This window comes from Kitasatospora sp. NPDC057692 (assembly GCF_042799475.1).
In the GTDB taxonomy this organism is placed as follows: Bacteria; Actinomycetota; Actinomycetes; order Streptomycetales; family Streptomycetaceae; genus Kitasatospora.
The window spans coordinates 187873-200010 of sequence record NZ_JBHVIV010000002.1 but is presented as its reverse complement, the minus strand read 5'-3'; the positions used below and the strand labels follow the sequence as shown (position 1 = coordinate 200010).

Sequence of the window (12138 nt, the reverse complement as noted above, 5' to 3'; positions counted from 1 at the left end):
CGACCGGCAAACGGTTTTTCCCCACGACCCCGTTGCCGCAGGCCGACCCCCTCAGGGACGCCGCGAAGCGACCCTGACCCATCTTCGCCCCCGCACGACCCCCCGTACCTCGTGCTCCGGGTGGATTCCACTCCCCCTCAGGGTGGAGCCTGCTCCCCGATCCCCAGGAGGAGGTATCAGGGTCGGCGGGTAGGGAAAACCCCACCCCGCCCCCGAGGAAGACCACAGGGCGAACTCCCCCGCCAGCCGGATACCCCGCCATCTGCGGCTTCCCTACTGTCATTTGCGACGCCGGGCCGCACCCCGGCGGCGACGAACCCGGCGGCCGACCACCGCCGCAGACCCGGCCCGCGCCCGCCACCGATCCCGGCGCCGGCCGCACTCCCAGGGGGGAACCCGTGAAGACCAAGCTCGGCATGGCCGCCGCCATGGGCGCGTGGAGCGCCCGGCACAGAAAAACCGCCGTCTTCGGCTGGCTGCTCTTCGTCGTCCTCGCCGCCGTCCTCGGCGGCATGCACGGCAGCACCAAGGTCACCGACGCCGAAGCCATGCCCGGCCAGGTCTCCCGGGCCGCCGAGATCCTCGACCAGGCCGGCCTCAAGCCGCCGTCCTCCGAGACCGTGCTGGTCCAGAGCACCGGCCTGACCGCCGACGCTCCCGCCTTCCGGACCGCCGTCGAGCAGGTCGTCGCCGCGGTCAACGGCACCGGCAAGGCCACCGACGTCCGCTCCCCCTACGACACCAAGGCGGTCTCCGCCGACGGCCGCTCCGCCCTCGTCCAGCTCACCGTGAAGGGCGAGCACGACGAGGCGGTGAAGAACGTCGGCGCCGTGGTCGACGCCGTCGCCGGCGTCCAGAAGCAGCACCCCGACCTCACCGTGGTCGAACTCGGCGACGCCAGCTCCGGCAAGTGGATGGACGAGCAGTTCGCCGACGACTTCGCCCGCGCCGAGTGGACGGCCGTCCCGCTCGCCCTCGGCATCCTGCTGGTCGCCTTCGGCGCGCTGGTCGCCGCCGTGCTGCCGGTCGTGCTCGCCCTCACCGCCTTCATCGCGGCCGGCGGCCTGGTCGCGCTCAGCAGCGGCCTGCTGCACACCAGCAACAGCGCCAGCTCGGTGATGCTGCTGGTCGGTCTCGCCGTCGGCGTCGACTACTGCCTCTTCTACCTGCGCCGCGAGCGCGAGGAGCGCGCCGCCGGGCGGGACCTGGAGACCTCCCTGAAGATCGCCGCCGCCACCAGCGGCCGGGCCGTCCTCGTCTCCGGCATCACCGTGGTGATCGCCATGGCCGGCATGTTCCTCACCGGCATCGCCGAGTTCGAGTCCATGGCGTACGCCACCATCGTGGTCGTCGTCACCGCCGTGCTCGGCTCGCTCACCGTGCTGCCCGCGCTGCTCTCGATGCTCGGCGACAAGGTCGGCAAGGGCCGGGTGCCGTTCCTCGGCCGGCTCCGCCGCCCCGACGCCGCGACCACCGGCGGCCGGTTCTGGAACGCCGTGCTGACCCCGGTGCTGCGCCGCCCGCTGGCCGCCACCGTGCTCGCCGGGGCCGTGCTGATCGGCCTGTCCGCCCCGCTGCTCACCATGCACACCGCCAACCTGACCTTCCAGCAGCAGCTGCCCAAGGGCAACGAACTGGTCACCGTCTCGCAGAAGATCGAGGCCGCCTTCCCCGGCAGCCCGGCCCCCGCCTCGGTGGTGATCAAGGCCGCCGACATCGACTCCCCCGCGATGACGGCCGCGATCGCCGACCTCAAGGCCCGCGCCCTGGCCAGCGGGGAGATGCACGGGCCGATCGACGTCACCGTCCACGCGCAGCAGAACGTCGCCACCGTCGACATCCCGCTCAACGGCACCGGCAACGACAAGGTCAGCAACGCCGCGCTGAAGACCCTGCGCGAGCGGCTGGTCCCCGCCACGGTGCTCGCCGTGCCCGGCACCGAGGCCCCGGTCACCGGCCGCACCGCCGGCTCGTACGACTTCAACGCCAAGATGACCGGCGCGATGCCGCTGGTCTTCGGCTTCGTGGTGGCCTTCGCCTTCCTCCTGATGCTCACCTCCTTCCGCTCGCTGGCCGTCGCCGGCACCGCCGTGGTGCTCAACCTGCTGTCGGTCGGCGCCGCGTACGGGGTGCTGACGCTGGTCTTCCAGCACGGCGTGGGCGCCTCGCTGCTCGGCACCGAGGGCGTCGGCGCGGTCGAGTCCTGGGTCCCGCTGTTCCTCTTCGTGATCCTCTTCGGCCTCTCGATGGACTACCACGTCTTCGTGGTCTCCCGGATCAAGGAGGGCCGCGACCGGGGCCTGCCGACCCGGGCCGCGATCGCCCACGGCATCCGCTCCACGGCCGGGGTGGTCACCAGCGCCGCGGTGATCATGGTGGCGGTGTTCGCGGTCTTCGGCACCCTGTCGATGCAGGCCATGAAGCAGATGGGCGTCGGCCTCGCGGTCGCCGTGCTGATCGACGCGACGATCATCCGCGCGGTGCTGCTGCCCGCCGTGATGACCCTGCTCGGCGAGGGCAACTGGTACCTGCCGCGCTGGCTCGGCTGGCTGCCCGACCTGTCGCACGGCGAGAGCGTCCCGCCGCTCGGCGCCGGCGCCGGCCAGGCCTCCCCGGTTCCGCCGGCCGCGCAGGAGCCGCAGCCGCACCAGGCCCGGCACCGCCGGATCGAGGTCTGACCCTTCCCCGCGGTCCTCGGACCCGCAGACCTCGGACACCACCGCCGGGCCCCGCGTGACGCGGGGCCCGGCACCCGTTTGCCAGAATGATCGCCCACCCCCACTCGGCTGTCATGCAAGGAAACGGACACCCCCATGCTCCCCTTCGACGAGGAACGGGCCCGGCTGCTGCTCGCCCACGCCTGCGAGTCGGCCGGCCTGCCCGGACCCGCCGACGCCCGGCTGATCGCCCTCGGCGAGAACGCCGTCTTCGACCTCGGCGACCCGGCCGTGGTCGCCAAGGTCGGCCGCGCCCCGGAACTGCGGGAGCGCGCCCGCCGCGAGCTCGCCGTCGCCGACTGGCTGGCCGGCCACGGCGTCCCGGTGGTCCGCCCGTACGACGCGGTGCCCGTCGAACCGCAGCTCGCCCACGGCCACCCCGTCACGTTCTGGCACCGGCTGGCGCCCGCCGAGCGGCCCGCCCGTCCGGTCGACCTCGCCCCGCTGCTGCACGCCCTGCACCGGCTGCCCGAGCCGCCGTTCGCGCTCGGCCGGCGCGACCTGCTGGCGCCCGTCGCGCGCTGGCTCGCCTCCGCCGAGGGCCACGTCGACCCGGCCGACGTCGACTTCCTGCGCCGGCGCCGGGACGCCTTCGCCGCCGAGGCGGCCGCGCTCGTCCCGCACCTGCCGACCGGGGTGATCCACGGCGACGCGCTGCCGCGCAACGTCCACATCGGCCCGGACGGGCCCGTCCTGCTCGACCTGGAGTTCGTCGCCGACGACCTGCGCGAGCACGACCTGGTGGTGCTCGCGCTCAGCCACGACCGGTACGGGGTGCCGGGCGAGGAGTACCGGGCGTTCACCGAGGCCTACGGCTGGGACGTGCGCGAGTGGCCCGGCTTCACGGTGCTGCGCGGCGCCCGCGAGACGGCCAGCGCCTCCTGGGTCGCCCAGCAGGCGCCGGGCAACCCGGCGGCGCTGGCCGAGTTCCGGCGCCGGGTGGACTCGCTGCGGACGGGCGCCCCGGAGGTCCGCTGGTACCCGTTCTGACCGGTACGGGGGCGGGTGCCGCGAGGACGGGTCCGGCGCCGACGCGTGCGGCGCGGGCGGGTGTCGCCGGAGCGGGTCCCGGCGCGGCCGAAAGTCGTCGGAGGAACGGGCCGATTTTCGGATTGTACGTTTGCCAACCACCTCGCGGGACAAAGGATCTGACCAAGTGTCACCTGCCCCCACATCCCCGCAGGAGCCTCCGATGTCCCAGCGCACCACCCGCCTCCGGTCCACCTCCGCCGCCCGGTTCGCCGCCTGCGCCGCACTGGCCGCCTCGCTCGCCCTGGCCGCGGTCGCCCCCGCCGCGGCCGCCACCGGCCCCGCCGCCGGCGGCGTCTCCTCCGAGACCGCCCGCCACACCGCCTCCGGCGGGCGGACGGTCGCCCTCACCTTCGACGACGGCCCCGGCCCCGCCACCCCGCTCGTCCTCGACCTGCTCGCCCAGTACGGCGCCAAGGCCACCTTCTGCGTGGTGGGCGACCGGGTCACCGCCGACCCCGCCGCCGTCCGGCGGATCGTCGCGGAGGGCCACCGGCTCTGCGACCACAGCGTCGACCACCCGCAGCCGTTCGCCCAGCTCACCCCCGACGAGGTGTACTACCAGATCACCGCCGCCCGGGACATGATCCTCCAGGCCGCCGGACCGGGCACCCCGATCAGCTGGTTCCGCGCCCCCGGCGGCCAGTTCAACGCCGTGGACCGGCGGATGGCCGCCGACCTCGGCCTGCGGCCGCTCGGCTGGGCCGTCGACCCGCGCGACTGGTCCCTCCCCGGCACCGACAAGATCATCCAGTCCGTGCAGACCAGGCTGCACCCCGGTGACGTCGTCCTGCTGCACGACGGCGGCGGCGACCGCAGCCAGACCGTCGAGGCCCTGAAGGTGCTCCTCCCCTGGCTGCTGGCCGAGGGCTACGCCTTCGACTTCCCCGAGGTCTGATCCCCTCTCCCGCCGCCCCGGCGCCGGGGGCCCACCGGCCCCCGGCCGCCGGCCGCGGCCCGACCGACGGACCCCGGGGAGGAGGCCCTACACTCCGCCCCATGGCCACCGATCAACCCACCGCCCTCGGACCGCGCCTGAACAGCGGTCGGATCATCGGACTCGTCGTCCTCTCCGCGGTCACCGCGGCGGGCGGATGGCTCACCGCCACCGGCTTCGTCCGCGCGTTCGGCACCGACGCCTGCGGTTCCGAGCAGCAGTGCAACGGGTTCGGCACCGCCGGGTACCTGGCCGGCGGGATCCTGCTCTGGCTGGTGTGCCTGGTGGGCACCGCCACCACCGCGCACGGCGACGCCCCCACCACCGAGCCCTCGGCCACCTCCGACCGGGGCGTCCTGCTGGGCTGCCTCGCCCTCGGCCTGCTCGGCGCGGCCCTCGCCAACGGCGCCTTCCACCCCTGGCCGCTCGTCCCCGTCCTCCCGCTCGCCCTGCTCACCGCCGTCCTCGACCGCTGGGGCGCCCGCCGCTGGCGCGCCTTCCGGGTGGACGCCCGGCGCCAGGCCGAGCGGAAGGAGCGGATGGAGCGCCACGGCATCACCGTCCCCGGCCGGATCACCGACCTCACCCACACCGGGACCTCCTACAACGACCACCCGGAACTGCGGCTCACCGTCGAGTTCACCACCGCCGACGGCGAGCAGCGCCGGACCACCCTCACCGACCTCTTCCCCGCCTACGACGCCCCCCGCCGGGGCGCCCCCGCCGAGGTCCGCTACGACCCCGCCGACCCGGACAACGTCCTCGCCACGCTCGTCCCCGAGCCCGTCGCGGACACCCCGCCCCCCGCACCCGCCCCGGACCTGGAGGTCGTCGCCGCCCTGGAACGCCTCGCCGCACTCCACCGCGACGGGGCCCTCGACACCGCCGAGTTCACCGCCGCCAAGGCCCGCCTGCTGGGGAGCGGGTTCAGCGCAGGGGCCAGCGGGGGTCGATGACGGCCTCGGGGTCCTTGCCGCGGCGCAGCCAGGACTGGAGGTCCTCGGCCCAGGCGCGGAACCACTCGACCTGGCGGGCGTGGAGCTCGGCCACCGGGACATCGCCGACCCGGTCGGGGTAGCGCTCGGCGAGGGCGACGGCGACCCGGACGGCGGCGAGGGCGTCGCTGCCGGCCTCGTGGGCGTCGGTCAGCTCGACCCCGTACACCTCGCAGACCCGCTGGAGGGTGCGGGAGCCCTTGCGGTACTTGTCCACGGCGCGGTCGATGACCAGCGCGTCGAGGACCGGCGCGACCGGCCCGCCGAGGCGGTCGGCGAGCACCGGCAGGCCGTGCCGGCGCAGCTCGGCGTCGAGCAGCGAGAGGTCGAAGGGCGCGTTGAAGGCGACCACCGGCCGCCCGGCGGCCAGCCGCTCGCACAGCGCGGCGGCTATCTCCTCCACCGCCTCCTTGGCCGGCCGCCCCTTGGCCCGGGCCAGGTCGTCGCCGATCCCGTGGATCGCCGCGGCCTCGACCGGGATCGGGACCCCCGGATCGATCAGCCATCCGGTGGCGCTCAGCCGGCGGGCCCCGACGGTGTCCACGAGGGCGGCCGTGACGATGCGGTCCACGGCCGGGTCGGTGCCCGTGGTCTCCAGGTCGAAGCCGACCAGTGGCTGCTGCCACCAGCTCATAGGGGTGTGTCCTTCCGTCCTCTGCTCGAAACAGCCCCTATCATCACCCGCCCCTCCGACAATCCGGCCGGTGGGGCCTCGCCCCCCGCGCACCGGACACCTCCCGGGCGTCCCCGCCCCGCCGCTTCGGCACTCCCACGGCGCCACCGCGCACGTGCCGCGGGCCGAGCCGGGATGGGGCCGTCCGGGGGATGTCCGGGGCCCGTCCGGGGGGTGTCCGGGACGGTGGACGGTGCCGCAGGTCGGCGCCGTCCGGCCGTCCGGGACGCCGCCGCCGGGTTGTGGCGGGCGCGGCGGAGCGGATTCGGTGGCACCAGCCATCCATCCCGCCACCCGGCGGATGACGAAGGGACAGGCACATGCGCACACGTCTCCTGCTGTCCGGCGCGGCCCTCGCGGCCGCCGCCCTGCTGGGCACCACCGCCGCCACCGCCCAGGCCGCTCCGAGCGACACCGCGGGGTCCACCGCGAGCGTGACGAGCTACTGGAAGAAGATCGGCCGCTTCTCCTGGTCGGACTGCGTCGACCTGCGGGACTCCTACGCCGGCCGGGCCGAGTGCCGCGGGCCCTACAGCGGCAAGTACGACCTGTGGATCCTGGTCCCGTAGCAGCCGCTGCGGCCCGGCGGGCGGAAAGTCCGCCGGCCGGGCCGCCGGGACCGCTGGGACACTGTGGGGGTGACCAGCGACACCCCCGTGTGGGCCCTGCGCCCGGGTCGGCCCGCCGACATCGAACCGATCGCCGAGTTGCGCGCCGAGGTGATGCGCGCCGACCTGGTCCGGCTCGGCCGCTACGACGAGCACCGGGTCCGCCAGCGGCTGCGGGACACCTTCTCCACCCGGTACACCTCCGTCGTCGAGGTCGGCGGCGCCCTGGCGGGCTGCGTGACCGTCCGGCCGGACGAACGGGACGGGTCGGGCGGGCGGCTGCTGGAGCACTTCTACCTCTCCCCCGCGTACCAGGGCCGGGGCCTGGGGACCGCCGTCCTGCGGCACGTGCTGGCGCGGGCCGACGCCGCGCGGGTCCCGGTGCGGCTGGTGGTCGTCCAGGGCAGCGCCGCCCGCCGGCTGTACGAGCGGCACGGCTTCACGGTGGAGGCGCAGGACCCCGTCGACGTCCATCTGCTCCGGCCGGTCAGCCCCGGTGGGTGAAGCGGCCCCGGACGGTGCCGAGTTCGGGGCCGGGGTCGGCCGGGGCCTGGCAGGCGGTGGCGACGGGCGGGCCGTCCACGGCGCGGGGGATGCCCGACCAGGCGATCCGGAACCCGTCCCCGCCGTCGGGGCGGAAGGTGAAGGCGACCTCGGGGTGCCAGGTGCCCGGCAGGGGCGGCACCGGGTCCAGCGCGGGGCCGGTGGTGAAGGTCGTGGAGTCGGCGGTGCCGGTGAGGACGACGGTGCCGGCCGTCTCGGTGAGGCAGTCCACCCTGACCTCCACCCGGACGGTGAACTGGCGGTCGGTGCCCCGGTCGAACACGTGCTGGATGGTGGCGTGGCCCCGGCCGCCGCGGGCGGCGACGCCCAGGGTGAGCAGCTGGGTCGGATCGGGGACGCGCCCGAGCGGGGCGAGCTCGGCCCATCCGTGCAGGCGCGCGGACGCCGGAGCCGGGGCGGCCGCGGCGACCGTCGGGGCGGCGAGTGCCAGGGTGCTCGCCAGTGCCGCGACGGCGGGCAGGTGCTTGCGCATGGTCGGACCTCGTTCCTCGGAGGCGGCCGGACCGGTGCCGGCCCGCTGCCTCCACGATCCCGGCCGGCGCGGCCACGCCGCCTCCACCGCGGGGAGGGGCCGCGTCCCCCGCGCGGGGGATCCCGGCCTCAGGACACCGGCCGGGAGTCGGCCCAGACGCCCTCGAACTCCTCGCGGTAGACCTCCAGCAGCCCGGCGTCCGTGCCGCCCGGCTGCTGGCCGGCGCCGCCGCGCAGGACGAGGGCGGGCGACTCCATGCCGCGGGCGCGGCGCAGGTAGGGCTGGACGACCCCGAGGTCGCGGGTCTGGCGGCGGCCGCCGGGGGCGGGCGCGGCGGACGGCACGCCCTCGACCAGGTAGGCGGTGAAGCGCGGGGTCTCGTCGAACACCCGGATCTCGAAGCCGCCCTGGTCGCGCAGCGCGGCCCGGACCCGGCGCACGTGCAGGATGTTCATCTGGATGGAGCGGCCCAGCTCGCCGCGCCCGAGGCCCAGTTCGCGCTCGCGGCGGCGGACGGCGCTGCTGGCCGGGTTGAGGAAGAGCAGCCGGACCCGGCAGCCGTCGGTGGCGAGCCGGACCAGCCGCTTGCCGGTGTAGTTCTGGCAGAGCATGCCGAGGCCGATGCCGAGCGCGTCCAGCCGCCGGGCTCCGTCGAGGAGGTCCTCGACCGGCAGGTCGCGCTGGAGCCGGACCCGGTCGGGGTGGACGGCGACGACGTCCGCGTACCGGCCGGCCACCAGCGACTCGACCACGTCCGCGGGCACCGCGCCGGCGCCCCCGTCGAGGAGGGCGAGCAGCCGGGCGGCGGCCCGCTCGGTCTGGGCGAGGACGGTCGGGGTGAGGACGCGGTTGCGGGAGACGACGTGCCGGGCGACCTCCAGCTCGTCGAGGGCCAGCTCGATCTCCCGGCGGTCCGCCAGGTAGGGCTCGAAGCAGGGCCAGTGCTGGACCATCAGCTCGCGCAGCTGCGGCAGGGTGAGGAAGACCAGCGGGTCGTCGTCGGCCGGGTCCAGCAGGTAGCCCTTGCGCCGGCTGACCTCGCGCACGGCGCCGGCCCGGTGCGCCCACTCCTCGCCGGCCGGGCCGGCCGCGGCGGTGACCCAGTCCTCGCCGTGGGCGGGCGCGTAGATCGGGTGCAGCACCTCGTCGACGAGCGAGCGCAGCCGCTGTTCGACCAGGTTGAGCCAGACGTAGGCGCGCCCGGAGAGGCGGACCCGCTGGTAGGCGTCCTCCCACTCGGCGCCGGACCAGGCGAGCGCGGGGACCTCCACCGGTCCGCCCTGGGCCGGGAGGAGCGAGCGCCCGCCGGTCAGGGCGGGCCGCATGACCACCGTCGGCGCCTCGCTGCGGGCGCCGCCCCGGTCGGGGCCGCCGGGCCCACCGCCACGGCCGCCGGCGGGGAACACCATGCGCCACCTCACCTGGTTCCTGCTGGGAGCCGCCGGGGCCGCTCGGAGTGTCTGCCTGCCGTCCGGCCGGTCGGCCGCACGGTGCGCCGCCGGCGCGCCGGCGGTTCGCCGCCGGTTCGCCTGATGGACCGCCACGAGCCCCGGACGGCCGGACGATCAAGGGTACTGCCCGCCGCGAACCGCCCGCAGCCGGTTGGACCACGGCGCCGGACGGCCCCGGCGCACCGCCCCGGCCGCCCCATCCGCCCCGCGCACCACTGGGCCCCGCGGCGGCGCCGGAGCGGTCCCGGGACACCGCCGGGACCCCGCGGGGTCACCCGTGGGGACACCCGTTCGGGCGAACACGGCGCGAATGGCCCCGCCGACGGGGAAGGCGTCGGGGAGTATGCGGACTGTGCCGCGGCGGTGCGCCGTACGTCACGGCTCCCGGCCGGCGCGCTCCGCAGTCCTGCCCCGACCACCGGACTGTCCGCCAACTCTCCTTCTAAGCAGGGACGTTCTACGCAAGGAAGTCGAGGAACCATGCAGGTCTGGCCAGGGACCCCCTACCCGCTCGGCGCCACCTACGACGGGGCCGGCACCAACTTCGCGGTGTTCTCGGAGAGCGCCGACCGGATCGAGCTCTGCCTGCTCGGCGAGGACGGTTCGGAGACGGCCGTCGAGCTGCGCGAGACCGACGCCTTCGTCCGGCACGCCTACCTCCCCGGCGTCCAGCCGGGCCAGCGCTACGGCTTCCGCGTGCACGGCCCGTACAACCCGGGCCTCGGCCAGCGGCACAACAGCGCCAAGCTGCTGCTGGACCCGTACGCCAAGGCGATGAGCGGGCACATCGACTGGGACGAGTCCGTCTACGGCTACCACTTCGGCGCCCCCGAGCGCCGCAACGACCTCGACTCGGCCCCGCACACCATGCACTCCGTGGTGATCAACCCGTACTTCGACTGGGGCACCGACCGGCCACCGCGCACCGACTACCACCGCACCGTGCTCTACGAGGCCCATGTGAAGGGCCTGACCAAGCTGCACCCGGGAATCCCCGAGGAGATCCGCGGCACCTACGCGGGCGTCTCCCACCCCGCCGTCATCGAGCACCTCGCCAAGCTCGGGGTCACCGCGATCGAGCTGATGCCGGTGCACCAGTTCGTCCGCGACCACCGGCTGCGCGACCTCGGCCTGGCCAACTACTGGGGCTACAACACCGTCGGCTTCTTCGCCCCGCACTCCTCCTACTCCTCCACCGGCGACCGCGGCCAGCAGGTGCAGGAGTTCAAGTCGATGGTGAAGGCGCTGCACGCGGCCGGCATCGAGGTCATCCTCGACGTCGTCTACAACCACACCGCCGAGGGCAACCACCTCGGGCCCACGCTCTCGCTGCGCGGCCTGGACAACGTGTCCTACTACCGGCTCGCCCGGGACCAGCGGTTCTACGAGGACACCACCGGTACCGGCAACAGCCTGCTGATGCGCAGCCCGCACGTGCTCCAGCTGATCATGGACTCGCTGCGCTACTGGGTCACCGAGATGCACGTGGACGGCTTCCGCTTCGACCTCGCCGCCACCCTCGCCCGGCAGTTCCACGAGGTGGACCGGCTCTCCTCGTTCTTCGACCTCGTCCAGCAGGACCCGGTGGTCTCCCAGGCCAAGCTGATCGCCGAGCCCTGGGACCTCGGCGAGGGCGGCTACCAGGTCGGCAACTTCCCGCCGCTGTGGACGGAGTGGAACGGCATGTACCGGGACACCGTGCGCGACCTGTGGCGCGGCGAGAACGCCGCCCTCGCCGAGTTCGGCTCCCGGCTCACCGGCTCCTCGGACCTCTACCAGGACGACGGCCGCCGCCCGATCGCCTCGATCAACTTCGTCACCTGCCACGACGGCTTCACCCTGCGCGACCTGGTCTCCTACAACGAGAAGCACAACGAGGCCAACGGCGAGGGCAACCGGGACGGCGAGTCCTTCAACCGCTCGTGGAACTGCGGCGTCGAGGGACCCACCGACGACCCCGCGGTCGAGGAGCTGCGGGCCCGTCAGCAGCGCAACTTCCTCGCCACCCTGATGCTCTCCCAAGGCGTGCCGATGCTCGCCCACGGCGACGAGTTCGGCCGCACCCAGCAGGGCAACAACAACGCCTACTGCCAGGACAACGACCTCACCTGGGTGCACTGGCCCGAGGGCGAGGGGCCGCGGACCCAACTGCTGGAGTTCACCCAGCGGATGGTCTGGCTGCGCCGCGACCACCCGGTGTTCCGGCGCCGGCGCTTCTTCCACGGCCGCCCGGTCCCGGGCCGGCCGGCCGGGGAGGGCGGGGGCGGCGGCGAGTACGAGGACCTCACCGACATCGCCTGGTTCACCCCCGGCGGGGAGGAGATGACCAAGCGCAACTGGGGCGCCAGCTACGCCAAGTCGCTCACCGTGTTCCTGAACGGCTACGCCATCTCGGAGCCGGACCGGCGCGGCGGGCGGATCGTCGACGACTCCTTCCTGCTGATGTTCAACGCGCACTTCGAGCCGCTGGAGTTCACCGTGCCGGCCGGCCACGGGCAGGAGTGGCAGGTGGTGGTGGACACCGCCGCGCCCCGGCTGCCCGCGCCGGGCTCCGGGGCCCGGGTCAAGGCCGGGGACGCCCTCTGGCTCACCGACCGCTCGCTGATGGTGCTGCAGCGTCCCGCCTGAGCCACGTCCGCGTCCCGGTTCGCCGACGGACCTTGCGCACCGGCCGCCGCACGGGCCACGGTGG

10 protein-coding genes are annotated in these 12138 nt (G+C 74.8%); 7 read left to right on the top strand and 3 right to left on the bottom strand.

All coding sequences use genetic code 11. The features are described from left to right. Nucleotides 1–416 precede the first annotated feature (416 nt). The 4 genes from ACFVFS_RS02025 (at nt 417) to ACFVFS_RS02010 (ending at nt 5639) form a co-directional block, all read left to right on the top strand. On the top strand, nt 417–2678 hold the full coding sequence (locus tag ACFVFS_RS02025; RefSeq protein ID WP_380619138.1) for an MMPL family transporter: 2262 nt from the start codon (nt 417–419) through the stop codon (nt 2676–2678). Nucleotides 2679–2813: 135 nt separating this feature from the next. Next, nucleotides 2814–3707, top strand: coding sequence for a phosphotransferase enzyme family protein (locus ACFVFS_RS02020; protein WP_380619054.1), 894 nt, complete (start codon nt 2814–2816; stop codon nt 3705–3707). A 202-nt stretch (nt 3708–3909) separates the two neighbouring features. Next, the gene (locus ACFVFS_RS02015; RefSeq protein ID WP_380619052.1) at nt 3910–4644 is read left to right on the top strand and encodes a polysaccharide deacetylase family protein; all 735 of its coding nucleotides are present in this window, start codon (nt 3910–3912) and stop codon (nt 4642–4644) included. Between the two features lie 101 nt (nt 4645–4745). Next, nucleotides 4746–5639 carry a DUF3592 domain-containing protein gene (locus ACFVFS_RS02010; RefSeq protein WP_380619050.1) on the top strand — a complete coding sequence of 298 codons (894 nt, stop codon included), beginning with the start codon at nt 4746–4748 and terminating at the stop codon, nt 5637–5639. Here ACFVFS_RS02010 and ACFVFS_RS02005 read toward each other — a convergent pair. After that, entirely contained in the window at nt 5611–6312 is a 702-nt protein-coding gene (locus ACFVFS_RS02005; protein WP_380619048.1) for an exonuclease domain-containing protein, read from the bottom strand. The two genes, ACFVFS_RS02010 and ACFVFS_RS02005, sit on opposite strands and share 29 nt — an antisense overlap. Before the next feature lie 359 nt (nt 6313–6671). Between ACFVFS_RS02005 and ACFVFS_RS02000 the strand changes: the two genes are divergently transcribed. Then, on the top strand, nt 6672–6920 hold the full coding sequence (locus ACFVFS_RS02000) for a hypothetical protein (protein ID WP_380619046.1): 249 nt from the start codon (nt 6672–6674) through the stop codon (nt 6918–6920). Between the two features lie 69 nt (nt 6921–6989). Further along, a complete protein-coding gene (locus ACFVFS_RS01995) occupies nt 6990–7463 on the top strand; it encodes a GNAT family N-acetyltransferase (protein ID WP_380619044.1) in 474 nt (157 codons plus the stop codon). On the opposite strand, the gene ACFVFS_RS01990 is transcribed toward ACFVFS_RS01995, so the two are convergent. Next, the gene (locus tag ACFVFS_RS01990; RefSeq protein WP_380619042.1) at nt 7447–7995 is read right to left on the bottom strand and encodes a hypothetical protein; all 549 of its coding nucleotides are present in this window, start codon (nt 7993–7995) and stop codon (nt 7447–7449) included. The genes ACFVFS_RS01995 and ACFVFS_RS01990 overlap by 17 nt on opposite strands. A gap of 128 nt (nt 7996–8123) precedes the next feature. Beyond that, nucleotides 8124–9404, bottom strand: a complete 1281-nt coding sequence (locus tag ACFVFS_RS01985) for an SAV2148 family HEPN domain-containing protein (RefSeq protein ID WP_380619040.1) — start codon at nt 9402–9404, stop codon at nt 8124–8126. A gap of 522 nt (nt 9405–9926) precedes the next feature. Here ACFVFS_RS01985 and glgX point away from each other — a divergent pair. Further along, entirely contained in the window at nt 9927–12074 is a 2148-nt protein-coding gene (gene glgX, locus ACFVFS_RS01980; RefSeq protein WP_380619038.1) for a glycogen debranching protein GlgX, read from the top strand. Nucleotides 12075–12138: the final 64 nt, after the last annotated feature.

Bases quoted from the DNA above. Each gene is read 5' to 3' on its own strand.
- ACFVFS_RS01985 (WP_380619040.1), bottom strand. From the start codon at position 9,404: ATGGTGTTCCCCGCCGGCGGCCGTGGCGGTGGGCCCGGCGGCCCCGAC.
- ACFVFS_RS02020 (WP_380619054.1), top strand. From the start codon at position 2,814: ATGCTCCCCTTCGACGAGGAACGGGCCCGGCTGCTGCTCGCCCACGCC.
- glgX (WP_380619038.1), top strand. From the start codon at position 9,927: ATGCAGGTCTGGCCAGGGACCCCCTACCCGCTCGGCGCCACCTACGAC.
- ACFVFS_RS02010 (WP_380619050.1), top strand. From the start codon at position 4,746: ATGGCCACCGATCAACCCACCGCCCTCGGACCGCGCCTGAACAGCGGT.
- ACFVFS_RS02005 (WP_380619048.1), bottom strand. From the start codon at position 6,312: ATGAGCTGGTGGCAGCAGCCACTGGTCGGCTTCGACCTGGAGACCACG.
- ACFVFS_RS01990 (WP_380619042.1), bottom strand. From the start codon at position 7,995: ATGCGCAAGCACCTGCCCGCCGTCGCGGCACTGGCGAGCACCCTGGCA.
- ACFVFS_RS02015 (WP_380619052.1), top strand. From the start codon at position 3,910: ATGTCCCAGCGCACCACCCGCCTCCGGTCCACCTCCGCCGCCCGGTTC.
- ACFVFS_RS02000 (WP_380619046.1), top strand. From the start codon at position 6,672: ATGCGCACACGTCTCCTGCTGTCCGGCGCGGCCCTCGCGGCCGCCGCC.
- ACFVFS_RS02025 (WP_380619138.1), top strand. From the start codon at position 417: ATGGCCGCCGCCATGGGCGCGTGGAGCGCCCGGCACAGAAAAACCGCC.